We start from the raw sequence: 24,188 nt of genomic DNA on the forward strand, positions 1-24,188 counted from the left end.
CGGGATAGGCCGTCGGCCGGTGAGCTCCCCCTTCGGGCACCGGAAAAATGGTCGCGCGATATTGCCCGCCGAGGCGAGACGGGCGCAACCCCGTCAACGATCATTTGCTTGATAATTGTTACGGGGGGTTGCGGGCGGTTGACCCGGCCAGCCCGCGCCTCAGTCCGTCGCGATGCGCGGCGGCGGCTCGACCGCGTAGGGGCGCTCGGCGCGGCGGCAGAGATAGACCTCCGGCTCGGGATGGGCGGTGATCTCGAAGCCGGAGGAGCGCAGCATCGCCTCCACCCCCGCCCGGTTCGGCACGAACCAGTTGGTCGGGTCCCGGGCATAGCGATGCTCGATGAAGGCGAGGCGGGGCCAGCCCTCCGCCTCGAAGGGCGACCAGTCGTCGAAGTCGTAATCCTCCGCCGCCGCGGCGACTTCGCGGGGGCCGCGCTGCATCGACTGGAAGAGCATCTGCTCGCCGACGACATGCTCCCACAGCAGGTCCAGCGCGAGGAGCGGGTGGCGCAGGTGGTAGAGCACGCCCATGAAGATGACGAGGTCGAAGCGCTCTTCCAGCTGCCCGACATCGTAGACGGACATCTGCCGCAGCTCGATATTAGCCCCCTCCGCCTCGGCGGCGAGGCGCGCCTGCTCGAGGTAGCGGGCGTCGCTGTCGATGCCGACGACACGGGCGGCGCCGCGGCGGGCCATCTCCATCGAATAGAAGCCGGCGTTGCAGCCGATATCGAGCACCGTCTTGCCCGTCAGATCCTTCGGGACGGCATGGGCGAAGCCTTGCCACTTGAAGGCGGGATAGTCCCCGAGCGGGTGGTCTGGCGCCGTCTCGATGCCGCCGAGGCGGAGGTTGTGGAACCACGGGCGCAGCTCCTCGATCCGGTCTTTCAGGTCGCTCATTCCGCGGGCCTCGCCATGGCAGTGGCCGGGCGTGCCGCCGGGCCGAGGTTGAGGGTGAACCAGTCCGCCGTGCGCCTCAGCCCCTCGCGGAGCGGCACCTCCGGCGCCCAGCCGAGCAGCGCCGCGGCGCGGGAGATGTCGGGCTGGCGGCGCTGCGGGTCATCCGACGGCAGGGGGCGGAAGCCGATCTCCGAGGGGCCGGGGACCATGCGGTGGATCAGCTGCGCCAGCTCCAGCACCGTGAACTCGCCGGGATTGCCGAGGTTCACGGGCCCCGGCGGCGCCTCCTCGACATCCATCAGCGCGATCAGGCCGCGGACGAGATCGGTCACGTAGCAGAAGGAGCGGGTCTGCCGCCCGGTGCCATAGACGGTGATCTCCCGCCCCTGCAACGCCTGCACGAGGAAGTTGGAGATGATGCGCCCGTCATCGGGACGCATGCGCGGCCCGTAGGTGTTGAAGATGCGCGCCACCCGCACGTCCACCCGCCCGGCGCGGACGAGATCGAAGCAGAGCGTCTCCGCCGCCCGCTTGCCCTCGTCGTAGCAGGCGCGGGGGCCGATGGGGTTGACGTGGCCCCAGTAGGATTCCCTTTGGGGGTGCTCCTCCGGATCGCCGTAGACCTCGGAGGTGGAGGCCTGCACGAAGCGGGCGCCATGTTGCTCCGCCATCTCCAGCAGGCGCAGGGTGCCGACGACGCTGGTCATCATCGTGCGCACCGGGTCGGCCTGGTAATGGGGCGGCGAGGCGGGGCAGGCGAGGTTGAAGACGCAGTCCACCCGCTCGTCGGGCAGCGCGTCGCGGGCCACGTCCGCCTCCACCAGCGAGAAGCTGCGGTTGTTGAGCAGCGGCTGGATGTTCTCCCGCCGGCCGGTCTGGAAGTTGTCGAGGCAGATGACCCGCATCCCCCGCTCCAGCAGCGCGTCGCACAGGTGGGAGCCGACGAAGCCGGCGCCGCCGGCCACGAGCGCCGTGGCCTTCAGGGGGCGGACGTTCATAGTGCCTCCTCCGCCTGCGCGGTCGCCTCATGGAGGCGCGCCACCAGATCGCGTGCCCGCGCCCGGCCGGTATGGCCGGCGAGCACGATCTCCCGCGCCCGCTGGCCGATCCGGGCATCGCCCTCGCCGGTCAGCGCGGCCACCACATCCTCCGTCCCGTCCGCGATCACGATCGCCTCGCTCTCTGGAAGCAGCTCGCCGAGCCCCTCCCAGCGGTCGGAGATGATCGGCGTGCCGCAGGCGGCGGCCTCGAAGAGGCGGACGGAGGGGGAGTGCCCCAGCGCCCGCATCGCGGAGCGGGTGATGTTCAGCGTGTAGGCCTGCGCGTTGTAGAAGGCGGCATGGTCGGCCGGCCCGAGATGCTCGATCCGCTCGACGTTCTCCGGCCAGTCGATGTCGCCCGGGTATTGGGGCCCGGCGACGACGAAGCGCTTCTGCGGCAGGCGCCGCGCCGGCTCGATCAGCAGCGCCTCCAGCCCCGGCTGGCGGTCGGGCGAGTAGGTGCCGAGGTAGCCGAGGTCCCACTTCCGGGGCACTTCCATCGGACGATACCTCTGAGCATCCACCGAGCAGTAGAGCGGCGCGGCGCGGCGGGCGCCGAGGGCGAGCAGCTTGTCCAGCGCGCGGCCGCCGGAGAAGCTGAGATAGGTGTCGAAGAGCGGCAGCAGCTCCGGCGTCAGGTACTCGCAGCTGCCGGCCTCCAGCGCCTCCAGCGTCACGGGCGTGTCGATATCGTAGAAGGCGAAGGTGCCGCGCACCCAGGGGCGCAGTTGTCGGATCACCTCCTCCGCCTCGGGCAGGTAGGAGCCGGCGATCACCGCGTCGGCGTTCGCGATCTCCGTCCCCCACCCCTCCAGCTCGGCCACGCTGTCATAAAGCGCGAAGCGCCAGCCCTGCGGCTCGGGCAGGTCGCGGTGGCTGGCGTACCAGGGCCTGTCGCGCTCGAGGAACAGCACCTCGTGCCCCTCCGCCGCCAGCCCTTCCAGCAGCGCCCGGTAGGTCGTCGCATGACCGTTCCCCCAGGAGGAGGAGACGGTGAGGCCGAGTATGACGATGGTCAGCGGGCGATCCGTCATGCGGCCGGCTCCTTCTGCATCAGGCGGGAGAGCAGGGCGGTCACGTCGGTCGCCCTGTGATCGTAGGTGTGGGCGGCGAGGATGCGGCGGCGGGCCGCCTCGCCGATGGCGGCGGCGCGCTGGGGCGAGAGCGCCTCGACATGCGCGGCGACGTCCTGCCCGTCGCGGGCGACGAGCACTTCGACGTCGGGCTGCAGGAACTGCTCGATCCCCTCCCACGCGTCGGTGATCAGGCAGGCGCCGGCGCCGGCCGCCTCGAAGACGCGGGTGGCGGGGGAGAAGCCGATGGCCGCCATGCTGTCGCGCGCGACGTTGAGGACCGCGCGGGGGGAGTTGTTGAAGGCGTTGTGCGCGCTCGTGCCCACATGGCCGATGGCATGCACGTTGGAGGGCAGGGCCGAGGGCTCCCACCCCGAGCCGCCGAGCAGGAAGCGCCGGTGCGGCAGCCGCTTGGCGGGGCGCAGGAAGAACTCCTCCACCCGCGCCTCGCGGTCGGGCAGGCGGTTGGCGAGGAAGCCGAGATCCGCCTTGAAGCGCGGCTCCGGCTGGACGGGGTGGTGCGTCTGCGGGTCGAGCGCGTTGTAGACGGGCACGCAATCGCGCGCGCCGATGCCCCGGTAGGCCTCCACGACCGGCGGGCCGCCGCCATAGGTGAGCACGATGTCGAACTTGGGCAGGTCGCGGCGGAGCGGATGATCCGGCTGCCCCTCCATCCCGGCGAGCGTGGCCGGGGCGTCGACATCCCACCAGATAAGGACGGCGCCGGCCGCGGCATTCGCCAGCACCTCGGCGCGCAGCGCATCGTCATCCTCGTAGCCGATGCCGGAGGCGACGACGACGACGTCCGCCTCGGCGGCGCGGGTGGCGGCGGCGAGCATCCCCTCGGGCGTGCCGGGCCACACATTCACCCGCGCCCAGGGCGGCGGGTCCATGTCGCGATGCTCCTGCCGGCCCCAGACGTCGGGCTCGTGGAAGGTGATGTCCCACCCGTGGCCGGCGAGGGCGCGCAGGATGCCGCGGTAGTAGGTCGCGGCGCCGTTCCAGTAGGAGGAGACGAGGCTGGAGCCGTAGAAGGCGAGGGTTCTCATTCCGCTGCCTCCCGGGCCGGCTGGCCGACCCTTTCGATGATATCCATCAGCTCCTCCGCCCGGTGGCGGCAGGTGTGGCGGGCGGCGATGGTCTCCCGCCCGCTCGCCGCCAGCTCCGCCGCCAGTGCCTTGTCGTGGAGGACGTGGGTGAGCTGGCGCGTCATCTCTGCGCCGTCGCGGACGGTGAGGTAGTCGGTGCCCGGGCGCAACAGCCCCTCGGCATCCTCCCAAGGGGCGGAGACCAGCGGTATGCCGCAGGCCAGCGCCTCGAAGGGGCGGATGGTGGGGATGCCCGGCAGCGCCTCGGCATAGGGCCGGCGGGGGACATGCACAGTCACCCGGTGGCGGGCGAAGGCCTCCGGCACGCGGGCATTGGCGATGGAGCCCCGGTAGGCGATGCCGGCCTCCTTCAGCGCGGCGCGCGCCTCCTCCGGGTAGCGCACACCGTGCACATCGGCGGAGAGGCCGAGCTCGGCGACGGGGCGGATGAGGAACTCGCGCAGTTCGGCCGAGCGCTCGTCGTCGCCCCAGTTGCCGACCCAGATCAGGTCCCGCTCCGGCGCGATCTCCGGATGCGGGTGGAAGAGGCTGTCATCCGCCGCCTCGTGCCAGGTGAAAACACGATCCCCCCAGCCCATGGCGCGGTAGCGCTCGGCGAGAGTGTCACCGAAGGCGAGCACGGCATCAAAGCCGGAGAGGTCGAGCGCCGCCATCTCCTCGGGCTTCGTCACCGCGCGGTGGTGCGTGTCGTGGAAGAAGAGGCGGAAGCCAGCGCCCTTGGCGCGGCGGCGGCCGATCTCCGCGATCAGCTGCGGATCCGTCCATTCGTGGACGATGACGATGTCGGAGGCGTCGAGCGCCGGTTCCCAATCCTCCGGGGAGGAATAGCTGCGGCTCTGCAGATCCGGGAAGTCGGCGTGGAACTCGGCCACCGCTGCCTCCCCCCGCTCCTCCAACAGGTTGCTGCGCGACCAGCCGCCCGCCGGCTCCAGCGCGAGGCAGGTGTGGCCCATGCCCTGCAGCGCGCGCATCAGGCCGCGCAGGAAGTGGGCGTTGCCGTGGTTCCAGTCGCTGACCAGCGAATGGGTGAAGTAGGTGATATGCATCAGATCACTCCCTGCATGGCCGCGAGGCGCTGGTAGAGCGCCGCCATCGCCGTTGCCTGTTGCTCTGTCCCGAGGCGCTCCGCCCGCGCCTGCGCGGCGGCGCCGAGCGCTTCGCGCTCTCCCGGCGCGCCCGCGAGGGCATCGAGGGCCCGGGCGAGGGCGGCCGGGCTGGCGGGGTCGAAGAAGCGCGCCACGCCGTCCCAGAGCTCGCGGTAGACCGGGATGTCGGAGAGGAGGAGCGGCCGGCCGGCACGCGCCGCTTCCAGCGCCGCGAGGCCGAAGGGCTCGTAGATCGAGGGCGAGACGAAGATCGCCGCCTCCGCCACCCGCGCCATTGCCTGCTCGTACGGCAGGGGGCCGGCGAGCGTGGCGTGGCGCGCCTCCAGCCGCTGGCCGTCCGGCGCCTCGGTCGCACCGATGAGGGTGACGGCGCAGGCGGCGTGCTCCGCCGCCGCGTCGAGGACGGCGCCGTTCTTGCCCTTGTCCCACCATCTCCCGAGCGCCACGGCGCCCGATCCGCCGCCCGGTGGCAGCAGCGGCGCGCGACTGCCGTTGGGGACGACCGCGATGCCGGAGAGCCCGTAGGCCGCCTCCGTCGCCGCGGCATGGGCGCGGGAGGGGGCGAGAATCGCATCGGCGCGGCGCAAGCCGGCGGCGGTGAGATCGGCCTGCCAGCACAGCGGCTCGGGGATCGGCGCCCGGTCGACGACGGCGAACCACGTGGCGAGGCAGGAATGCGTGACGGCGAGCACCGGCGGCCCTCCCGGCGCCAGCTCTGCCGCTAGGGTGGGGCTGTTGAGGTGCAGCACGTCGGCCCCGAGGCGCCGGGCCAGCCCGTCGATCCACGGGCCGGCGCCAGCGATGGCGTCCGGCCGCTCCGCCATCCAGTCCAGCGGGATGTCGCACCAGGCGAGCTCTCCCGTCGCCTCCGCCTCGGCCCTCTGAGCCGGCGAGGGCTCCGGGCCCTGCCCTGCGAAGGCGACGCGGTGCCCCGTGGCCGCCAGCGCGGCGCCGAGATCCATCGCGTAGCGCCAGACGCCGCCGACGGCGTCGACGGTCATCAACACCCGCAGGCTCATGCGCTCTCTTTCCACAGCGGCGCCTGCACCCGGTGCTCGGCCAGCCATCCGGCGAGCTTGTGCAGGCCGGAGCGCCAGTCGGTGCCCGCGCGCCAGCCCGTCGCCGCCGTCAGCGCGGAGGTATCGGCGACGAACCATGGCTGATCGCCGGCCCGCCAGCCGGCGTAGCTGACATCCATCGGCTGCCCGGTGATGCGGCCGATCTCGTCGATCACCTGCCGCAGGCTGACGGCATTCGCCGCCCCGCCGCCGAGGTTGTAAGGCTTGCCCGACATCTCTCCGATATGCGCCAGCGCCAGCCGGTAGGCGGCGACGGCGTCGGAGACCTCCAGCACGTCCCGCACCTGCCGGCCGGAGCCGTAGACGGTGATCGGCTTGCCCGTCAGCGCCGAGATCAGGAAGTGCGCCACCCAGCCCTGATCCTCGGTGCCGAACTGCCGCGGCCCGTAGATGCAGGACATGCGCAGCACCGTCGCGGGGATCCCGTAGCTCTTGGCGTAGTCGAGCACGTACTGGTCCGCCACGCCCTTCGAGCAGCCGTAGGGCGTGCAGAAATCGAGCGGCCGCGTCTCCCCGACGCCCTGCGCATGGCGCTGGTCGGCGGGCTCCACCCGGTCACCGGCCTCGCGCACCTCCAGATCGGCGAGGGCGCCGTAGACCTTGTTGGTGGAGGCGAAGACCACAGGGATCTTGCGGCCCGTGGCGCGGATCGCCTCCAGCAGGTTGAGCGTGCCGCGGGCGTTGACCTCGAAATCCTCGACCGGCGAGGTGAGGCTCGTCGTCACCGCCGTCTGCGCGGCGAGGTGGAAGACGGCCTCGGCATCCCGCACCGCGGCACCGAGCGAGGGCTCGTCGCGCAGGTCCACCGGCACGGCATGCAGGCGGCTGGAGTGGCGGGCGGTCAGCCAGGCGAGGTTCTCCTCCACCCCCGGCCGGGAGAGGTTGTCGAGCACGATCACCTCCCGCCCCTCGGAGAGGAAGCTCTCGGCGAGGTTCGAGCCGATGAAGCCGGCGCCGCCGGTGATCACCACCGGCTTCCGCGCCCGCACCGGCCACGGCGCCGGCAGGCTGGTGACCTCGCGCAGCCGGTTCGGGCCACCCTCCGTCAGCAGCCGGGCGAGGAGCTTGGGCTGCCCGCCGGGGAGCGTCGCGCCGAGGTGGTAATGGCGCGGGTCGAACCAGAGGCCCTCCTGCACGGCGATGTCCGATTGCAGATCCTGCCAGCCGTACCAGTACATCCGGTCGGCCTTAGCATCGAGCGCGCGGATGAACCGCCGCGCCTGCTCCAGATGGTCGCCGCGCCACGTGGAGTAGCCGGTCTCGGTGATCCAGATCTCGGCGTCCGGGTTATGCCGGTCCAGGATGGCCCGCATCTCGCCCATGTGCATGTCCCACCCGGCCCAGGTGCTCTCCTCGCTGTCCCATGTGCCGGGGAACCCGTGGAAGCCGACGGCGTGCATGTAGTCGAGCAGCCCGCGCTGGCCCATCAGGTCCAGCCAGTAGGGATCGAACGGCGCGGGGCCGCCTAGCACCGGCTTCCAACCGCGCTCGCGCACCCAGTGGGCCGCCATGCCGATCATTTCGCAGAACAGGTCGTAGGAGGTATCCTCCCGCCAGTCCCAGTCGAGCAGGTTGTTGGGCTCGTTCCAGAGCTCGACATGCTCGAAGTGCTGCCCGTAGCGCGTCAGCACCACGTCGGTGAAGTCGGCGAAATCCTTGAGGTTGTGCGGCGCGCCGGAACTCTTGCCGTTCCGCGACAGCGAGGGGGGCGTGTAGTGCAGGCAGGGCAGCACCTCCAGCCCGTCGGCGAGGCGCGGCATCAGCCAGTCGTACCACTCCGCGCCGCCGGGGGCGTGGTAGTCGGCCCAGCTGAGATGCGTGCGCAGCCACTTGGCGCCGGAGGCGCGCAGCGCCGGCAGCTCCTGCTCGGCGCGGGCGTAATCGCCGGGGCGGAACCATTCGACGAAGCCGAAGTCATTCATGACACCAGCCCCCTCGCCTCCAGCTCCTGCCGCATGAGGGCGCCCTTGTCGACGGAGGGCGACTTGCGGACCCATTCGACGAAGGGGCCGAGGGAGTCCTCCAGCTTCTTCTGCGGCGCGAAGCCGAGCAGGCGCTCGGCCTTGGAGATGTCGGCATAGCAGTTGCGGATGTCGCCGGCGCGGAAGCGGCCGGTGATCTCGGGGGCCATGTCCGGCAGGTCCATCGCCTCGGCGAGCAGACGCGCCACCCGGTCGATCGTGTAGGACTGGCCCGAGCCGATGTTGATGCACTCGCCCGCCACGCCCGGCGCCTCCAGCGCCTGCCGGAAGGCGCGGGCCACGTCCTCGACATGCACGAAGTCGCGCTTCTGGGCGCCGTCCTCGAAGATCGTCGGCCGCTCGCCATTGGCGAGGCGCGAAGCGAAGTTGGCGAGGACGCCCGTGTATGGGTTGGAGAGGGCCTGCCCGGCGCCGAAGACGTTGAAGAGCCGCAGCGCCACGGCCGGGATGTCGTAGGCCTCGCCGAAGATCAGCACCATGCGCTCCTGCGCATACTTGTTGAGCGCGTAGATGGAGGCGAGGTCGGGGCGCTTGCTCTCGTCCGTCGGCACAGCGGTCAGCGCCTCGCCCTCGGGGGAGAGTGGCTCCCACTGCGCTTTCCTGAGGTCCGCCGTCAGGCGCCGGGCACTGTCGTGGAAGGCGCCGGAGGGGGTGGTGTAGTAGCCCTCCCCGTAGATGCTCATGGAGGAGGCGACGACGATCCGGTCGACGGGCTGGGCGGCGATGGCCTCCAGCAGCACGGCGGTGCCGAGGTCGTTGGCCTTCGTGTAGCGGGCGATCTCGTACATCGACTGGCCGACGCCCACCTCGGCGGCGAGGTGGATGACGCTGTCGCAGCCCGTGAGGGCGCCTCGCAGCGTCTCGGCATCGCACATGTCGCCGACGATGACCTCCGCCTCGGGCGGCGGCTCCTCACCCGGCTCGCCCTCGGTGCGCGCGTGGACCTGCTCGATCATCGCGTCGTAGAGGCGAACCTCGTGGCCTGCCGCGATGAGTTCGGCGGCGACGTGCCGCCCGATGAAACCGCAACCGCCGGTGACGAGTACCCGTGCCATCTTCGTCCCTCTCCGCAAGGTTCCTGAACCGCCTGAACCTCGGGATGGGTCATATGTTCCCAAGCGATTTGAAGCGCATCGACGGGCAGCTTCTTCAATGGTGACTTCTTCAATGACTTGAATGGCTTCCCCCTCCCGGGCCCGTCGCGGGCATAGCGACACCGGGCCGCCACGCTCGGCGGAGGGGGGAACAATTCATGCCCGGGCCGGTTCGGCGGCCATCGGGAAGAAGCTGCAAGGAGCAAGGGATCATGGACGGAATGCAGGGCAGAACGGGCCTCCGCGCGGCGCAGGTGACGGCGGCGGGCGAGGTCTCCATGGTCGAGGCCCCCCTGCCTGAGCCGGGCGAGGGCGAGGTGCGGGTGAAGCTCGAAGGCTGCGGCGTCTGCGCCTCCAACCTCGGGCCTTGGGCGGGGCCCGAGTGGATGAGCTTCCCGCTGGAGCCCGGCGAGCTCGGCCACGAGGCCTGGGGCGTGATCGACGCGGTGGGCGCCGGCGTGGACGAGGGCCGCCTCGGCGAGCGCGTCGCGGCGCTGGGCTTTCGCGGCTACGCCACGCACGACGTGGTGCCCGCCGATGCCGCCATCCCGCTGCCCGCCGCGCTGGAGGGCAGGCCCGTCCCGGCCGAGCCGCTGGCCTGCGGCGTCATGATCTTCGAGCGCGCGCAGATCCGCCCCGGCGACACCGTCGCCATCATCGGCATCGGCTTTCTCGGGGCACTCCTCACCTCGCTCTCCGCCCGCGCCGGCGCCCGCGTCATCGCCATTTCCCGCCGGGCCGAGAGCCTCGATATGGCGAGAGAGATGGGGGCGGCGGAGACCGTCCCCATGGAGGATCACTGGACAATCATGGAGGAGGTGCGCGGCCTCACCTGCGGCGACGGCGCCGACATCACCATCGAATGTACCGGTCACCAATGGCCGCTGGACCTCGCCGCCGAGATCACGCGCGAGAGCGGCCGGCTGGTCATCGCCGGCTACCACCAGGACGGGCCGCGGCAGGTGAACATGCAGACGTGGAACTGGCGCGCCTTCGACATCGTCAACGCCCACGAGCGCAGCCGCGAGAAGAACCTCGCCGCCATGCGCCGCGCGGTGGAGATGCTGGCGACGGGCGAGCTGCAGCCGGATCGCCTCTACACCCACCGCTACGGGCTGGAGGATGTCGGCGCGGCGCTGGATGCGACGCGCGATAAGCCCGAGGGCTTCATCAAGGCACTGGTGGTGATGGGATGAAGGACACCGCGCAGACCACCCGCCCGCGCCTCGGCTTCCTCGGCCTCGGCTGGATCGGCCGCCACCGGATGGAGGCGATCGCCGCCGCCGGCGGGGCCGAGATCGTCGCCCTCGCCGACGTCGATGCCGGCGCGCGGGAGGCGGCCTCTACCTTTGCTCCCGCCGCCGCCCATGGCGAGACGCTGGAGGATGTGCTCGCCGCCGCGCCCGACGGCGTGGTCATCGCCACCCCTTCTGCCCTTCACGCCGCGCAGAGCATCGCGGCGCTGGAGGCCGGCGCCGCCGTCTTCTGCCAGAAGCCCCTCGGCCGCGATGCCGCCGAGACCGCCACGGCGGTGGAGGCCGCCCGCTCCGCCGACCGCCTGCTGGCCACCGACCTCTCCTACCGCCAGACCGCCGCCGTCCTCGCGGCGCGGGAGGAGATCGCCAGCCTCGGCGAGATCCAGGCCGTGGACCTGACGTTCCACAACGCCTACGGCCCCGACAAGCCGTGGTTCCGCGACCGGCGGCTCGCCGGCGGCGGCTGCGTGATCGACCTCGGTGTCCACCTCGTCGACCTCGCGATGTGGCTGATGGACTGGCCCGAGCTCACCTGCCGCTCCGCCCACCTGCGCGCCGGTGGCGCCCCGCTCCGGCCCGGCGCGGCGGAGGTAGAGGACCTCGCCCTCGCCACGCTGGAGACGGCCCAGGGCACGCCCGTCCGCCTCGCCTGCTCGTGGAACCTGCCCGCCGGCTGCGACGCCGTCATCCGGGCCGAGATCTACGGGGCACACGGCGCCGTCGCCGTCTCCAACGTCGGTGGCTCCTTCTTCGATCTGGAGGCGCGGCGGATGGATGGCTGCACCAGCACCGTCCTCGCCTCCCCGCCCGACGACTGGGGCGGCCGCGCTGCCGTGGCGTGGATGGAGCGGCTGCGCTCCGGCACCGGATTCGACCCGGAATGCGCGAGGCTGATCGACGTCGCCCGTGTGCTCGATGACATCTACGCCGTCGGCGGCGCCGCGCCGCCCGCCGGCTGATCGGGGAACAATCGCCGCGCCGAGGGGTTCCCCGCACTCCAGCGAAGGGAGAAGCCATGTCTTACCGAGACGACGGATATTCGAGCCGCCGGGGCCGGCAGGCCCTCGAAGCGGCGCTCGCCATCGCCGCCGGCGCGGCCATCGTGGGCGGCATCCATGCCATGGCACGGCAGACCCAGACCGCGCCCCGTGGCATCCCCGGCGATGCCCCCGGCTACACCAGCCGCAAGAGCATGTACGGCGATTACGCGGTCACCGGCCGCACGATCACCATCAATCGCCCCCGCTCCGAGCTCTACGCCTACTGGCGGGATTTCTCGAACCTGCCGAAGTTCATGGAGAGCGTGGAAAAGGTTGAGTGGGAGGGCGACGTCTCCGTCTGGACGATCCAGGCCCCCGGCGGTGACGTCCGCATCCGCGCCCACATCACCACCGAGAAGCAGGACGAGGAGATCGCCTGGCGCTCCGTCCAGGGCTCCGACATCGACACCGAGGGCAAGGTCACCTTCCGCGATGCCCCCGGCGGGCGCGGCACCGAGGTGGAGGCCATCGTCGCCTACATCCCACCGGTCGGCCGCCTCGGCGCGCTGGTGGCGAAGCTCTTCCAGAAGGAGCCGCGCGTGCAGGGGCGGCGCGAGCTGAAGCGCTTCAAAATGCTCATGGAAACGGGCGAGGTGACCACCTCGCACAACCGGCAGGCCGCCTGAGGAGGACATATGCGCGCGCTCACCTACCACGGCAAACACGATGTCCGCGTCGATACGGTGCCGGACCCGGAGATCATCAACCCCCGCGATGCCGTCATCGAGATCACCTCGACGGCCATCTGCGGCTCTGATCTGCACCTCTACGACGGGGTGATCCCGGGCCTCCTGCAAGGTGACATCCTCGGCCATGAGTTCATGGGCCGGGTGGTGGAGACGGGCCGGGACAGCACCCTGCAGAAGGGGCAGCGGGTCGTCGTGCCCTTCACCATCTCCTGCGGCAAGTGCTTTCACTGCATGAAGCAGCAGTACTCCGCCTGCGACAACTCCAACCCCGCCGAGAAGCAGGACCTGACGGAGCCGCTCTACGGGCATGCCATGTCGGGCCTCTTCGGCTATTCGCACCTCACCGGCGGCTACCCCGGCGGGCAGGCGCAATACGTGCGTGTGCCCTATTCCGACGTCGGCCCCATCGTCATCCCCGACGGGCTGGAGGACGAGACGGTGCTCTTCCTCTCCGACATCCTGCCGACCGGCTGGATGGCGGCGGAGAACTGCGACATCGAGGAGGGCGACACCGTCGCCGTCTGGGGCTGCGGGCCGGTCGGCCTCTTCGCCATCCAGAGCGCGCTGATCATGGGCGCGCACAAGGTCATCGCCATCGACCACTACCCCCACCGGCTGGAGCTGGCCCGCGGCCTCGGCGCCGAGGTCATCGATTACCGGCACACCCACGTGCTGGAGGCGCTGATGGAGATGACCGGCGGCATCGGCCCCGACGCGGTGATCGACGCCGTGGGGATGGAGAGCCACGGCCTCGCCCCCGACGCCATCTCCGACAAGGTCAAGCAGGTCGTGGGCATGGGCGCCGACCGGGGCCACGCGCTCCGCGAGGCGATCATGGCCGTGCGCAAGGGCGGACGGATCTCCATGCCCGGCGTCTATGGCGGCTTCATCGACAAGTTCCCGCTCGGCGCCTTCATGGAGAAGGGCCTGCAATGGCGCACGGGGCAGACGCACGTGCAGAAGTACTCGCACGACCTGCTGCGCCGCATCGAGGAGGGGCAGATCGACACGACCTTCCTCATCTCGCACCGCCTGTCGCTGGAGGATGCCCCGACGGGCTACGCCAATTTCAAGGACAACCAGGACGAGTGGACGAAAGTCGTCCTCAAGCCCTGAGGGAGGTTTACATGGATCGCACGGGCAAGCTTGCTGTCATCACCGGCGCCTCCACGGGCATCGGCCATGAGATGGCAAAGATCTGCGCGGAGGAGGGGCATGACCTGCTCATCTGCGCCAACGAGGCGCGGATCGAGAGCGTCGCCGCCGAGCTGCGCGCCGGCGGCGGCGAGGTCATCGCCCTGCAGGCCGACCTCGCCACGCCGGAGGGCGTCGACCGGCTCTGGGATGCCACCGGCGGGCGGCCGGTGGATTACCTCCTCGCCAATGCCGGCATCGGGCTGGGCGAGGCGTTCCTCGACCAGGACCTCGGCGAGATCGGCGAGGTGATCGACCTCAACGTGAAGGGCACGACGCACCTCCTCTGGCACGTGGGCCGCCAGATGCGCGAGCGCGCGGAGGGGCGCATCCTCATCACCGGCTCCATCGCCGGGCTGATGCCGGGCTCCTACCAGGCGGTCTACAACGGCACGAAGGCCTATCTCGACAGCCTCAGCTATGCCTTGCGCAACGAGCTGAAGGAGACGGGCGTCACCGTCACCTGCCTGATGCCCGGGCCGACGGAGACGGAGTTCTTCGACCGCGCCCACATGGAGGACACACCGGTGGGCGAGGATGACAGCAAGGACGATCCGGCCATGGTCGCCCGCGCCGGCTACAAGGCGATGATGAAGGGCCAGAGCGGCGTCGCGTCGGGCTTCATGAACAAGGTGCAGGCAACCTTCGCGGGCCTGATCCCGGACACGGTGCTTGCCCAAATGCACCGCCACATGGCCGAGCCGGAGGACGATCAGAAGACCGACCCGGCGGCCTGACCCCTCCGCGCCGCCGCCCCGGGGCAGCCCCTCGGGCAGCGGCGAGACGCCGCGGCCGACCTTGACGGCGCCGGTGCTCTGCCGTAGCGAAACCAGCGCGCGGGTGTGATGTAGTGGTAGCCTGTCAGCCTTCCAAGCTGAACGTGCGGGTTCGATTCCCGCCACCCGCTCCAACCCCCGACTTCCCGCCCTCCAGCCCGCCCCGCCTCGCGCGGCCGTCGCAGGTTGTCCCTGCGCACGCGGCTGACTAGATAGCCCTCATCCTTCCGGGAGGGGACAGATGGCAGACCAGCAGCCGCGACAGCTAGAGACGGAGCGGCCCGCCTCGAAGCGCATCCGCGCCCTCGGGGCCCTCGTCCCCTTCCTCGCCCCCTACAAGCTCATGATCGCGCTGGCCGGGCTGGCGCTGCTCTTCACCGCCGGTATCTCCCTGGCGCTGCCCATCGCGGCGCGGCAGGTCGTCGACAACTTCGACGCCGGCGCGCTGACCGATGGCTGGTTCGGCGCCGCCATCGCGCTGGCGGCGCTGCTCGCCGTCGGCACGGCGCTGCGCTACTACCTCGTCACCCGGCTCGGCGAGCGGGTGGTGGCCGATATCCGCAAGGCCGTCTTCGACCGGATGATCGGCATGTCCCCCGCCTTCTTCGAGCGGATCATGACGGGGGAGGTGCTCAGCCGCATCACCACCGACACGACGCTGATCCTCACGGTCATCGGCCAGTCCGTCTCCGTGGCGCTGCGCAATATCCTCATCCTCCTCGGCGGCATCGCCCTGATGCTGGTGACTTCGCTGAAGATGACGCTGATGGTGCTCTGGCCCATTCCGGTCATCTTCATCCCCATCATCGTGCTCGGCCGGCGGGTGCGGCAGCTCTCCCGCGAGAACCAGGACTGGATCGCCGCCTCCTCCGGCGATGCCTCCGAGCAGCTGCTCTCCTCGCAGACGGTGCAGGCCTTCACGCATGAGGGAATCAGCCGGGCGAAGTTCGCCCGCGTGACGGAAAAGAGCTACGGCACCGCGAAGACCCGCATCCTCTGGCGGGCGGTGATGACGGCCATCGTCATCTTCATCGCCTTCGCCGGGGTCGTCGGCTTCCTCTGGATGGGCGCGGCGGATGTGCGCACCGGAGAGATCAGCATCGGCGAGCTGGTGCAGTTCATGATCTACACTGTCATGGTCGCCGGCGCCGTCGGCGCGCTGACGGAGATCTGGGGCGAGCTGCAGCGCGCCGCCGGCGCCACCGAGCGGCTGGTCGAGCTTCTCCACGCCGACGACGCGGTGACAGAGCCGGCCCAGCCCCGCCCGCTCCCCGAGAGGGCCGAGGGGCGCATCGCTTTCGAGAACGTGCGCTTCCACTACCCCTCCCGGCCGATGGAGGCGGCGCTGGAGGGTGTCTCCTTCACCGTCAACCCGGGGGAGACGGTGGCGCTCGTCGGCCCCTCCGGCGCCGGCAAGTCGACGATCATCCAGCTCCTCCTGCGCTTCTACGACCCGCAGGAGGGCCGCGTCCTCCTCGACGGGATCGACCTGCGTGAAATGGAGCGGGATGCCTTCCGCCGCCGCATCGCCCTCGTCCCGCAGGACCCGGTGATCTTCGCCGACACGGCGCGCGAGAACATCCGCTTCGGCCGCCCCGATGCCTCGGATGCCGAGGTGGAGGCCGCCGCCAACACGGCCGCCGCCGACAGCTTCCTGCGGACACTCCCCGAGGGCTACGACACCTATGTGGGCGAGCGCGGGCTCATGCTCTCCGGCGGGCAGAAGCAGCGCGTCGCCATCGCCCGCGCCATCCTGCGCGACGCCCCGGTGATGCTGCTCGACGAGGCCACGAGCGCGCTCGATGCCGAGAGCGAGCAGCTCGTCCAGCGCGCGGTGGAGGAGCTGGCGGAGGGCCGCACGACGCTCATCGTCGCCCACCGCCTCGCCACGGTGAAGAAGGCCGACCGCATCCTCGTCTTCGATCAGGGCCGCATTGTCGCCCAGGGCACGCACGAGAGCCTCGTGGCCGAAGGCGGCCTCTACGCCCGCCTCGCTCGCCTGCAGTTCACCGAAGGGATGGCGGCGGAGTAGGCGCCAACATCGGACTCGCGCGGCGCCGTGGCTGGTGGCATCATGCCTCCCATGGATGACCTCGCCCCCTCTGCCGCCGCCGACACCCGCCACCGCACCCGCGCCGAGCTGGACGCCTCGCTCGAGCACATCGCCGCCGCGCCGAAGGATGGCGGCGCGCTGGAGATGATCGTGGTGCGTCCGGCCGCCGGCCAGCGGGAGACGCCGCAGAGCGTGGAGCTCTCAGCCGCGCTCGGCGTGGCGGGCGACCACTGGTCCCGCGGCTGCTGGCTGGAGGATGCCTCCGGCAACCCGCACCCCGACGTGCAGGTCTGCATGATGTCCTCCCGCGCCATCGCCGCCATCGCCGGCCCGCGGGAGAACTGGGCGCCGGCGGGGGACAACCTGTTCCTCGATCTCGACCTCTCGCCGGCGAACATGCCCCCCGGCACCCGCTTCGCCCTCGGTGAGGCGGAGCTCGTGGTGACGCCCGAGCCGCACAAGGGCTGCGATCAGTTCATCGCCCGCTACGGCCGCGACGCCTGCGTCTGGGTCAATGTCGGCCGCGGGCTGCAGATGCGCCTGCGCGGCATCTACGCCCGGGTGACGAAGGACGGCCGCGTGAGAGTGGGCGATACGGTCCGAAAGCTGCCCTGACGCTGCGAAGCGCCGCTGCGTCGCGGCGGGTAACGGCCTTGCCCATTGATCGGGCAGCGCCGATGCTGATGGCAAGGGGCGCCGGCAAGAGCGCCCGCCAGGGAGGACTGCAATGACTTTCGCGACCATCGAGGACATCCAGTCGATCACCGCCGAACAGGACTGGGAGGCGCGCGATCTGCCGAAGACCATGTGGGGCATGATCGGGCGGGTGGCCGACCGCTGCCCCGACCGCCCGGCGACCACCTTCCAGATGTTCGCCGATCCCGGCGCCAGGGAGGAGACGCTCACCTGGGCGGAGCTGAAGGGGCAGACGGCGCAGGCCGCCAACATGTTCCGCCGGCTCGGCATCGGCGAGGATGACGTCGTCGCCTACCTGATGCCCAACTGCACCGAGGTGATCACCACCTATCTCGGCGGGCAGGTGGCCGGCATCGTCAGCCCGATCAACCCCCTGCTGGACCCCAGCCAGATCGCCGCGCTCCTGCGCGAGACGGGCGCCAAGGTGCTGGTGACGCTCAAGAGCTTCCCCAAGTCCGACGTCGCCCAGAAGGCGGCGGAGGCGGTGCGCCACGCGCCCAACGTCAAGACGGTGCTGGAGGTGGACCTCCTGCGCTACATCTCCGGCATCAAGAAGCTGATCGTGCCCTTCATCCGTCCGAAGGGGGAGGTGCACCACTCCGCCCGCGTCCTCGACTTCCACCACGAGCTGGCGCGCGAGAGCCGCAGCCTGACCTTTCCCGATGCCAAGGGGGACAGGGTCGCCGTCTACTTCCACACCGGCGGCACGACGGGGATGCCGAAGATCGCCCGGCAGCGCTATTCCGGCATCGTCTACAATTGCTGGATCGGCGACCGGCTGATCTTCAAGCCGACGGACGTGATCCTCTGCCCGCTGCCGATGTTCCACGTCTTCGCCGCCATCGTGGCGCTGGGCTCGGCCATCGGCTCCGGCGCGCGGATCGTCTTCCCGACGCCTGCCGGCTTCCGCGGTGACGGGGTCTACGACAATTTCTGGAAGATGATCGAGCGCCACAAGGTGACCTTCGTCATCGGCGTGCCGACGGCCTTCTCGCGGCTCATGCAGGTGCCGGTGAATGCCGACATCTCGTCACTGCGCCTCGCCTTCTCCGGCTCGGCGCCCCTGCCGGGGGAGCTCTACAAGCGCTTCGAGAAGGCGGCGGGCGTGACCATCTGCGAGGGCTACGGCCTGACGGAGGCGACCTGCCTCGTCTCCATCAACCCGCCGGAGGGGGAGAAGCGGATCGGCTCCATCGGCCTGCCCTTCCCGCATTGCGACGTGAAGATCTTCGACGTCGACAGCGGCGAGGAGACGGCCGTGGGGGATGTGGGCGAGATCTGCGTCGACAACCCCGGCGTCTGGCGCGGCAACACCTACATGGATGAGACGAAGAACGTCGATCTCTACCGCGCCGGCCCGACCTCCGAGGCGCAGTACCTGCGCACGGGTGACCTCGGGCGCATCGACGAGCAGGGCTACGTCTGGATCACCGGGCGTGCCAAGGATCTCATCATCCGCGGCGGCCACAACATCGATCCGGCGGAGATCGAGGAGGCGCTGGCCAGCCACCCCGCCGTTGCCATGGCCGGCGCCATCGGCCAGCCGGATGCCCATTCCGGCGAGGTGGCCTGCGCCTATGTCGAGCTGGTGGACGGCGCCGAGGTGACGGTGGAGGAGCTGCTCGCCCACACCACGGCCCGGGTGCACGAGCGGGCAGCCTATCCCAAGCACCTCGAGATCCTCGACGAGCTGCCGAAGACGGCGGTGGGCAAGATCTTCAAGCCCGACCTGCGCAAGCGCGCCATCACCCGTGTCTACAACGAGGCCCTGGCCCGCGCCGACGTCGCCGCCGAGGTCGTCGCGGTAACGGAGGATCGCCGCCGCGGCCTCGTCGCCCGGCTGCGCCCCACCGGCACGGCGACGGACGAGGATGTCGATCGCGCCCTCGGCGGCTTCACCCGTCCGTGGGACTGGGCCGCCGCCCCCGAGGAGGGCGCCTCCGCCTGAGGGGGCGCGCGCCGGCGCCGCCGGGAACGGAAACCATATGGTTTCCGCCTGCGAATTCCATATGGAATTCGCGGCCCCAAGCTCGCGCGGCGGCCGGCGGGTGCGACCTCGCACGTCTGGCATCATTGGCGGGGCTGGGCTAGGACGGCAGCAGATTGATGACAGGGAGACGCCCATGAAACTTCTGCGTTATGGCGAGCCGGGGGCAGAGAAGCCCGGGATGCTCGGCCCGGACGGCGAGATCCGCGACATCTCCAGCCTCGTCCCCGATCTGTCCGGCGACGCGCTGACGCCCGAGGGCCTCGCCCGCATCGCCGGCGCCGACGTCTCCTCCCTGCCGTTGGTGGAGGGCTCGCCCCGCCTCGGCCCGCCGGTCGCCGGCACGGGCAAGTTCATCTGCATCGGCCTCAATTACTCCGACCACGCCGCCGAGACGGGCCAGAAGGTCCCGCCCGAGCCGATCATCTTCATGAAGGCCAGCTCCGCCATCTGCGGGCCGAACGATGCGGTGCGCATCCCCCGCGGCTCCGAGAAGACGGACTGGGAGGTCGAGCTGGCCGTGATCATCGGCAAGACGGCCAAGTACGTCTCCGAGGAGGAGGCGATGGATCATGTCGCCGGCTACTGCGTGGCCAACGACGTCTCCGAGCGCGCCTTCCAGACGGAGCGCGCCGGCCAGTGGACGAAGGGCAAGAGCTGCGACACCTTCGGCCCCGTCGGCCCCTGGCTGGTGACGGCCGACGAGGTCTCCGACCCGCAGGCGCTGCCGCTCTGGCTGAAGGTCAACGGCGAGACGGTGCAGGACGGCACGACCGGCACTATGGTCTACGGCGTGCGCCACCTGATCAGCTACCTCAGCCAGTTCATGAGCCTGCAGCCGGGCGACATCATTTCCACCGGCACGCCCCCCGGCGTCGGCATGGGCCTGAAACCGCCGCGCTATCTCAAGGCCGGCGACGTGATGGAGCTGGGCATCGAGGGCCTCGGCGAGCAACGCCAGGAGTGCGTGCCGGACTGAGAGCAACGGGCGCTGCCGGGAGGGTTTCTCGCCCGGCGGTGACTGGCTGGTGCTTTGCGGCACCAACGCCGCCGCTCCTTCCCCCGCCCGGTACGCGCCACAGGCGCAGGACGAGCGCCTGCCCGTCTCGGCGGGCTGGCGTTCTGGTGGGGCTTAGCGCTTCGCTCGGAGCGGGGAGGGGTGTTGCGGGCATAAAGGGCGCAGCGGCGCCGTGGGAGCGCCACCCCACGGGCAGGTGCCCGCCCTGCGCCTGCAACCGGAGCGCTTGGTTGCCAGCGGAGGGGCCACCCAGCCCGCCGCCCTCCCGCCTGCCGCCTTTTCCGGCAGCCCCCCGCCTCACCATAGTCCGCCTGCTCCGCCGGCCCTTGCAGGCGCCCCCGCCGCCCGGCATCCTCTCCCGGACATGACCGACCTGCCCCCCGCCCGCACGCATCTGCACCCGCCCTTCGAGGGCGAGACGGCCGACATCCTCCGCCTCGCCTACGAGGACCGTCTCCTTCGCCGCAAGCGGGTGGAGACCGTCGCTGGCCACCGCCTCCTCATCGACCTGCCGCAGACGGTCGGCCTCGCTGCCGGCGACGCGCTGGGGCTGGAGGACGGCCGGCTGGTGGTGATCGAAGCGGCGGAGGAGCCGCTGATGGCGGCGGAGGGGGAGGGGCTCGCACGCCTCGCCTGGCATATCGGCAACCGCCACACCCCCTGCCAGATCGAGCCGGGACGGCTGGTCCTGCGCCATGACCGGGTGCTCTGGGCGATGCTGGAAGGGCTCGGCGCCCACCTGACCGCCCTCACCGGGCCCTTCACACCGGAAGGCGGCGCCTACGGGGCCGGGCAGGTGATGGGCCACTCGCACGGCCACGATCACGATCACGATCATGATCACGGGCCGGCCGACGCGCACGACCATCCCCACGACCCCTCCCATGCAGGCTGAGGCGCTGCTCACCCTCTCCCGCTGGCTCTCCCCCGGCTATCCCACTGGCGGCTTCAACTTCTCCGCCGGGCTGGAGAGCGCTGTGGCCGCCGGGCTGGACAAAGCGGGGCTGGAGGCGTGGCTCTCCGGCCTCCTCTGCCATGGCGCGCCCCGCACCGACGCCCTCTTCCTCCACCTCGCCCACGCCGCCCCGCCCGAGGCGCTGCCCTCGCTGGCCGAGCGGGCCGCGGCCATGGCGCTTGGCGCCGAGCGGCTGGCGGAGACGCTCCAGCAGGGCGCCGCCTTCGCCGCCACCACCCGTGCCTCCGCCGGGCTGGACCTGCCCGACATGCCCTATCCGCTCGCCGTCGGCCGCGCCGCCCGGCTCGCCGGCCTGCCGGCGGTGCCCGCCTGCGCACTGTTCCTGCAGGCGCAGATGTCGAACATGGTGCAGGCGGCGCTGCGCCTGATGCCGCTCGGCCAGACGGCCGGCGCCGGCATCATGGAGCGCCTCGCCCCCCTCTGCGCCCGGCTGGCGGAGGAGACGGCGGGGCAGGGGCTCGCCGATCTCGGCACCGCCGCCTTCGCCGCCGACGTCGCCAGCCTCCGCCACGAGGTGCTGGCACCCCGGATGTTCAGATCGTGACAGCCGGACGGAAGCGCCGGGCCCCCCGGATATCGCGCCCCGCCCGTCCCGCCGCCAGACGCAGGAGAGACTGATGCCTTCCCCCAATGGCCCCCTCAAGCTCGGCATCGGCGGCCCCGTCGGCGCCGGCAAGACGACCCTCACCGCCGCGCTCGCCAAGGCCCTGAAGGAGCGCTTCGACCTCGCCGTCATCACCAATGACATCTACACGCGCGAGGATGCCGAGGCGCTGATGCGCCAGCAGATCCTGCCCGCCGAGCGGGTCGTGGGGGTGGAGACGGGGGGCTGCCCGCATACGGCGATCCGCGAGGATGCCTCGATCAATCTCGCCGCCATCGCCGAGCTCAGGGGCAAGTTCCCGGCGCTGGACCTCGTGATCATCGAATCCGGCGGCGACAACCTCTCCGCCACCTTCTCGCCCGAGCTGGCGGACCTGACGATCTACGTGATTGACACCGCCGCCGGCGAGGACATCCCCCGCAAGGGCGGCCCGGCGCTGACCCGCTCCGACATCCTCGTCGTCAACAAGACGGACCTCGCCCCCCATGTCGGCGTTTCGCTGGAGCGGATGCGCGCGGACACGGAGGCGATGCGCGGCGGCCGCCCCTATGTCTTCGCCGCCCTGAGACAGGGCGACGGCGTGGCGGAGGTGGTGCGGCTGGTCGAGGATCTCGGCGGCCTCTGACCAGCGCCCGGCCCGCCTCTCCCCGCAGGCAAAAGAGGGACCCCGGTCACAGCGGCGCGCGCCGCTCCGGGATCCCTCTTTCATCTGGCCAAAAATACCGCGGGGGTGTGGGGGCAGAGCCCCCACGCAGGGCCGGCCGAGGCGATCACGCCTCCTCCAGCATCCCCTTGTCGCGGGCCAGTTCCTGCATCCGGTTCTGCAGCTTCTCGAATGCCCGCACCTCGATCTGACGGATGCGCTCACGGCTGACGCCGTAGCGGCCGGAGAGGTCCTCGAGCGTCACCTGCTCGTCGGAGAGGCGGCGCTGCATGAGGATGTCGCGCTCGCGCTCGTTGAGCACGTCCATCGCCTGGCCCAGCATCTCCCGCCGCGCCTGAAGCTCGTTGCGCTCGGCGTAATCCTCGGCCTGGTCGGCGTCCTCGTCCTCCAGCCAGTCCTGCCATTGCGTGGCGCTGTCGCCCTCAGTGCCGACCATGGCGTTGAGGGAGGCGTCGCTGCCTGACATGCGCCGGTTCATGGAGACGACCTCCTGCTCCGTCACGCCGAGATCGTGGGCGATCTGGGAGACGTTCTCGGGCCGCAAATCGCCTTCCTCCAGCGCGCCGATGCGGGCTTTCGCCTTGCGCAGGTTGAAGAACAGCTTCTTCTGGCCGGAGGTGGTGCCGAGTTTCACGAGGCTCCACGACCGCAGGATGTATTCCTGGATCGAGGCGCGAATCCACCACATCGCGTAGGTGGCGAGGCGGAAGCCCTTCTCGGGGTCGAATCGCTTCACCGCCTGCATGAGGCCGACGTTGGCTTCGGAGATGACCTCGGCCTGCGGCAGGCCATAGCCGCGATAGCCCATGGCGATCTTGGCGGCGAGGCGCAGGTGGGAGGTGACCATCCTGTGCGCGGCCTGGGTGTCTTCATGATCCACCCAGCGCTTGGCCAGCATGTACTCTTCCTCCGGTTCCAGAAGCGGGAACTTCCGGATCTCCTGAAGGTAGCGGTTCAGCCCCTGTTCGGGCGACGGGGCCGGGAGGTTGGCGTAGGTGCTCACGTGACGACGTCCCTGATGTTTATCGTATTAACATTCGATCTGGGGGCGGAAGCCAGCCGTTCAAGGTCTGGATGCGCCCGAAATGTGAAGAATTCCTTGCCGGGCCGACATGGCCCGGCGGTGGTCATGCTCTGTCTCATGTCTTCGCCTCCTGCGGCGGGGCGGAGGGGTGATCTGCCAGCAACCGGGCCTTGAACGCGCGGCACCCTTCGGCTCCGCCGCTCTCCAGCTGCAGCACCTTGTCGCACTGCGCCGGATCGGCGCCGCGGTGGCGGGCGCCCCAGGCGCCGATGGCGGCGATGACGGGAACAAGGTCCGCCCCCGCCTCTGTCAGGCGGAAGTAGCCCTTCTGGCGGTGGGTCGCGCAGCATTCACGGCGCAGGATGCCCGCCGTCGTCAGCCTTTGCAGGCGTTCGGCGAGGACGGAGGGGGAGATGCCCTCCTCCGACCCTTCGAGCAGCGCGCGGAAGTGCTGGCGCCCGCCGAACATGATGTCCCGCAGGACGAGCAGCGTCCAACGATCGCCGATCACCTCGACGGCGAGGTTGATGGGGCAGTCGGATCGATGCGTCACGGGCATGGGGCAGCACTCACTTTCTGTCTCTCGAGACCGATATGGGATGCCTACCGGTTATCTTTCAAGACCGGTATGAGAAAAATATCGGTTAACGGAGCGGGCGGAGGTTCGGGGCTCGGATGGGCCCCAGGGACCAGTGTGCCAGAGCGGTGCGGATTTGGCGGTCACCGCCCGTGCACGGAGTGTGCACCGGACGTGCACCGCCGGAGAGAGGGGCCGGAGGGGCCTCCGATCCGTTGCGGAGCCGGCGGCGCCGTTCTACGCCGGAGCAA

General features: G+C 70.7%; 22 protein-coding genes and 1 tRNA gene. 13 read left to right on the forward strand and 10 right to left on the reverse strand.

All coding sequences use genetic code 11. The annotated features are described in order from the left end of the window. Nucleotides 1–159: 159 nt before the first annotated feature. Genes GY170_RS02200 through GY170_RS02235 form a run of 8 tightly spaced genes read right to left on the reverse strand, consistent with a single transcriptional unit; the run spans nt 160 to nt 9,344 of the window. The gene (locus GY170_RS02200; protein WP_163889561.1) at nt 160–900 is read right to left on the reverse strand and encodes a TIGR04290 family methyltransferase; all 741 of its coding nucleotides are present in this window, start codon (nt 898–900) and stop codon (nt 160–162) included. Beyond that, the gene (locus tag GY170_RS02205; protein ID WP_163889563.1) at nt 897–1,898 is read right to left on the reverse strand and encodes a UDP-glucuronic acid decarboxylase family protein; all 1,002 of its coding nucleotides are present in this window, start codon (nt 1,896–1,898) and stop codon (nt 897–899) included. The genes GY170_RS02200 and GY170_RS02205 overlap by 4 nt, the downstream gene beginning before the upstream one ends. Then, entirely contained in the window at nt 1,895–2,974 is a 1,080-nt protein-coding gene (locus GY170_RS02210) for a CgeB family protein (protein ID WP_163889565.1), read from the reverse strand. Before GY170_RS02210 ends, GY170_RS02205 begins: the two co-directional genes overlap by 4 nt. Next, on the reverse strand, nt 2,971–4,062 hold the full coding sequence (locus GY170_RS02215) for a CgeB family protein (protein WP_163889566.1): 1,092 nt from the start codon (nt 4,060–4,062) through the stop codon (nt 2,971–2,973). Before GY170_RS02215 ends, GY170_RS02210 begins: the two co-directional genes overlap by 4 nt. Next, complete coding sequence (locus GY170_RS02220; RefSeq protein ID WP_163889568.1) at nt 4,059–5,168, reverse strand: CgeB family protein; 1,110 nt, start codon at nt 5,166–5,168, stop codon at nt 4,059–4,061. The genes GY170_RS02215 and GY170_RS02220 overlap by 4 nt, the downstream gene beginning before the upstream one ends. Next, complete coding sequence (locus GY170_RS02225) at nt 5,168–6,247, reverse strand: glycosyltransferase family 4 protein (RefSeq protein ID WP_163889570.1); 1,080 nt, start codon at nt 6,245–6,247, stop codon at nt 5,168–5,170. Before GY170_RS02225 ends, GY170_RS02220 begins: the two co-directional genes overlap by 1 nt. After that, nucleotides 6,244–8,229 (reverse strand): NAD-dependent epimerase/dehydratase family protein, encoded by a 1,986-nt coding sequence (locus GY170_RS02230; RefSeq protein WP_163889572.1) that lies wholly within the window; start codon nt 8,227–8,229, stop codon nt 6,244–6,246. The genes GY170_RS02225 and GY170_RS02230 overlap by 4 nt, the downstream gene beginning before the upstream one ends. After that, entirely contained in the window at nt 8,226–9,344 is a 1,119-nt protein-coding gene (locus GY170_RS02235; RefSeq protein ID WP_163889574.1) for an NAD-dependent epimerase/dehydratase family protein, read from the reverse strand. Before GY170_RS02235 ends, GY170_RS02230 begins: the two co-directional genes overlap by 4 nt. 251 nt (nt 9,345–9,595) lie before the next feature. Between GY170_RS02235 and GY170_RS02240 the strand changes: the two genes are divergently transcribed. The 13 genes from GY170_RS02240 to ureG all read left to right on the forward strand — a co-directional run bounded on the left by GY170_RS02240 (nt 9,596) and on the right by ureG (nt 22,297). Beyond that, complete coding sequence (locus GY170_RS02240) at nt 9,596–10,579, forward strand: MDR/zinc-dependent alcohol dehydrogenase-like family protein (protein WP_163889575.1); 984 nt, start codon at nt 9,596–9,598, stop codon at nt 10,577–10,579. After that, nucleotides 10,576–11,598 (forward strand): Gfo/Idh/MocA family protein, encoded by a 1,023-nt coding sequence (locus GY170_RS02245; RefSeq protein WP_163889577.1) that lies wholly within the window; start codon nt 10,576–10,578, stop codon nt 11,596–11,598. The genes GY170_RS02240 and GY170_RS02245 overlap by 4 nt, the downstream gene beginning before the upstream one ends. A gap of 56 nt (nt 11,599–11,654) precedes the next feature. Continuing rightward, nucleotides 11,655–12,305 (forward strand): SRPBCC family protein, encoded by a 651-nt coding sequence (locus GY170_RS02250; protein WP_235923991.1) that lies wholly within the window; start codon nt 11,655–11,657, stop codon nt 12,303–12,305. Nucleotides 12,306–12,314: 9 nt separating this feature from the next. Then, complete coding sequence (locus GY170_RS02255; RefSeq protein ID WP_163889579.1) at nt 12,315–13,484, forward strand: zinc-dependent alcohol dehydrogenase; 1,170 nt, start codon at nt 12,315–12,317, stop codon at nt 13,482–13,484. Nucleotides 13,485–13,495: 11 nt separating this feature from the next. Continuing rightward, nucleotides 13,496–14,299 (forward strand): SDR family NAD(P)-dependent oxidoreductase, encoded by an 804-nt coding sequence (locus GY170_RS02260; RefSeq protein ID WP_163889581.1) that lies wholly within the window; start codon nt 13,496–13,498, stop codon nt 14,297–14,299. Nucleotides 14,300–14,398: 99 nt separating this feature from the next. Continuing rightward, nucleotides 14,399–14,472 (forward strand) — tRNA-Gly (locus tag GY170_RS02265). 107 nt (nt 14,473–14,579) lie between these two features. Next, nucleotides 14,580–16,370 carry an ABC transporter transmembrane domain-containing protein gene (locus tag GY170_RS02270; protein WP_163889583.1) on the forward strand — a complete coding sequence of 597 codons (1,791 nt, stop codon included), beginning with the start codon at nt 14,580–14,582 and terminating at the stop codon, nt 16,368–16,370. A gap of 51 nt (nt 16,371–16,421) precedes the next feature. Continuing rightward, the gene (locus tag GY170_RS02275) at nt 16,422–17,006 is read left to right on the forward strand and encodes an MOSC domain-containing protein (protein ID WP_163889585.1); all 585 of its coding nucleotides are present in this window, start codon (nt 16,422–16,424) and stop codon (nt 17,004–17,006) included. Nucleotides 17,007–17,118: 112 nt separating this feature from the next. After that, on the forward strand, nt 17,119–19,035 hold the full coding sequence (locus tag GY170_RS02280; protein ID WP_163889586.1) for an acyl-CoA synthetase: 1,917 nt from the start codon (nt 17,119–17,121) through the stop codon (nt 19,033–19,035). Nucleotides 19,036–19,210: 175 nt separating this feature from the next. Further along, the gene (locus GY170_RS02285) at nt 19,211–20,053 is read left to right on the forward strand and encodes a fumarylacetoacetate hydrolase family protein (protein ID WP_163889588.1); all 843 of its coding nucleotides are present in this window, start codon (nt 19,211–19,213) and stop codon (nt 20,051–20,053) included. Nucleotides 20,054–20,456: 403 nt separating this feature from the next. After that, nucleotides 20,457–20,987 (forward strand): urease accessory protein UreE, encoded by a 531-nt coding sequence (locus GY170_RS02290; protein WP_163889590.1) that lies wholly within the window; start codon nt 20,457–20,459, stop codon nt 20,985–20,987. Continuing rightward, nucleotides 20,977–21,612 (forward strand): urease accessory protein UreF, encoded by a 636-nt coding sequence (locus GY170_RS02295; RefSeq protein WP_163889592.1) that lies wholly within the window; start codon nt 20,977–20,979, stop codon nt 21,610–21,612. The genes GY170_RS02290 and GY170_RS02295 overlap by 11 nt, the downstream gene beginning before the upstream one ends. A gap of 31 nt (nt 21,613–21,643) precedes the next feature. Next, nucleotides 21,644–22,297 (forward strand): urease accessory protein UreG, encoded by a 654-nt coding sequence (gene ureG / locus GY170_RS02300; RefSeq protein ID WP_268960215.1) that lies wholly within the window; start codon nt 21,644–21,646, stop codon nt 22,295–22,297. 145 nt (nt 22,298–22,442) lie between these two features. Here the strand turns inward: ureG and rpoH are convergent, their stop codons facing one another. Next, on the reverse strand, nt 22,443–23,339 hold the full coding sequence (rpoH, locus tag GY170_RS02305) for an RNA polymerase sigma factor RpoH (protein WP_163889594.1): 897 nt from the start codon (nt 23,337–23,339) through the stop codon (nt 22,443–22,445). A 136-nt stretch (nt 23,340–23,475) separates the two neighbouring features. Then, nucleotides 23,476–23,919 (reverse strand): winged helix-turn-helix transcriptional regulator, encoded by a 444-nt coding sequence (locus GY170_RS02310; RefSeq protein ID WP_163889596.1) that lies wholly within the window; start codon nt 23,917–23,919, stop codon nt 23,476–23,478. Nucleotides 23,920–24,188 lie beyond the last annotated feature (269 nt).

The sequence above is a fragment of the Pseudoroseicyclus tamaricis genome (genome assembly GCF_012070395.1).
GTDB classification, from domain to species: domain Bacteria; phylum Pseudomonadota; class Alphaproteobacteria; order Rhodobacterales; family Rhodobacteraceae; genus Pseudoroseicyclus_A; species Pseudoroseicyclus_A tamaricis.

Bases quoted from the DNA above. Each gene is read 5' to 3' on its own strand.
- GY170_RS02200 (WP_163889561.1), bottom strand. From the start codon at position 900: ATGAGCGACCTGAAAGACCGGATCGAGGAGCTGCGCCCGTGGTTCCAC.
- GY170_RS02205 (WP_163889563.1), bottom strand. From the start codon at position 1,898: ATGAACGTCCGCCCCCTGAAGGCCACGGCGCTCGTGGCCGGCGGCGCC.
- GY170_RS02210 (WP_163889565.1), bottom strand. From the start codon at position 2,974: ATGACGGATCGCCCGCTGACCATCGTCATACTCGGCCTCACCGTCTCC.
- GY170_RS02215 (WP_163889566.1), bottom strand. From the start codon at position 4,062: ATGAGAACCCTCGCCTTCTACGGCTCCAGCCTCGTCTCCTCCTACTGG.
- GY170_RS02220 (WP_163889568.1), bottom strand. From the start codon at position 5,168: ATGCATATCACCTACTTCACCCATTCGCTGGTCAGCGACTGGAACCAC.
- GY170_RS02225 (WP_163889570.1), bottom strand. From the start codon at position 6,247: ATGAGCCTGCGGGTGTTGATGACCGTCGACGCCGTCGGCGGCGTCTGG.
- GY170_RS02230 (WP_163889572.1), bottom strand. From the start codon at position 8,229: ATGAATGACTTCGGCTTCGTCGAATGGTTCCGCCCCGGCGATTACGCC.
- GY170_RS02235 (WP_163889574.1), bottom strand. From the start codon at position 9,344: ATGGCACGGGTACTCGTCACCGGCGGTTGCGGTTTCATCGGGCGGCAC.
- GY170_RS02240 (WP_163889575.1), top strand. From the start codon at position 9,596: ATGGACGGAATGCAGGGCAGAACGGGCCTCCGCGCGGCGCAGGTGACG.
- GY170_RS02245 (WP_163889577.1), top strand. From the start codon at position 10,576: ATGAAGGACACCGCGCAGACCACCCGCCCGCGCCTCGGCTTCCTCGGC.
- GY170_RS02250 (WP_235923991.1), top strand. From the start codon at position 11,655: ATGTCTTACCGAGACGACGGATATTCGAGCCGCCGGGGCCGGCAGGCC.
- GY170_RS02255 (WP_163889579.1), top strand. From the start codon at position 12,315: ATGCGCGCGCTCACCTACCACGGCAAACACGATGTCCGCGTCGATACG.
- GY170_RS02260 (WP_163889581.1), top strand. From the start codon at position 13,496: ATGGATCGCACGGGCAAGCTTGCTGTCATCACCGGCGCCTCCACGGGC.
- GY170_RS02270 (WP_163889583.1), top strand. From the start codon at position 14,580: ATGGCAGACCAGCAGCCGCGACAGCTAGAGACGGAGCGGCCCGCCTCG.
- GY170_RS02275 (WP_163889585.1), top strand. From the start codon at position 16,422: ATGGATGACCTCGCCCCCTCTGCCGCCGCCGACACCCGCCACCGCACC.
- GY170_RS02280 (WP_163889586.1), top strand. From the start codon at position 17,119: ATGACTTTCGCGACCATCGAGGACATCCAGTCGATCACCGCCGAACAG.
- GY170_RS02285 (WP_163889588.1), top strand. From the start codon at position 19,211: ATGAAACTTCTGCGTTATGGCGAGCCGGGGGCAGAGAAGCCCGGGATG.
- GY170_RS02290 (WP_163889590.1), top strand. From the start codon at position 20,457: ATGACCGACCTGCCCCCCGCCCGCACGCATCTGCACCCGCCCTTCGAG.
- GY170_RS02295 (WP_163889592.1), top strand. From the start codon at position 20,977: ATGCAGGCTGAGGCGCTGCTCACCCTCTCCCGCTGGCTCTCCCCCGGC.
- GY170_RS02310 (WP_163889596.1), bottom strand. From the start codon at position 23,919: ATGCCCGTGACGCATCGATCCGACTGCCCCATCAACCTCGCCGTCGAG.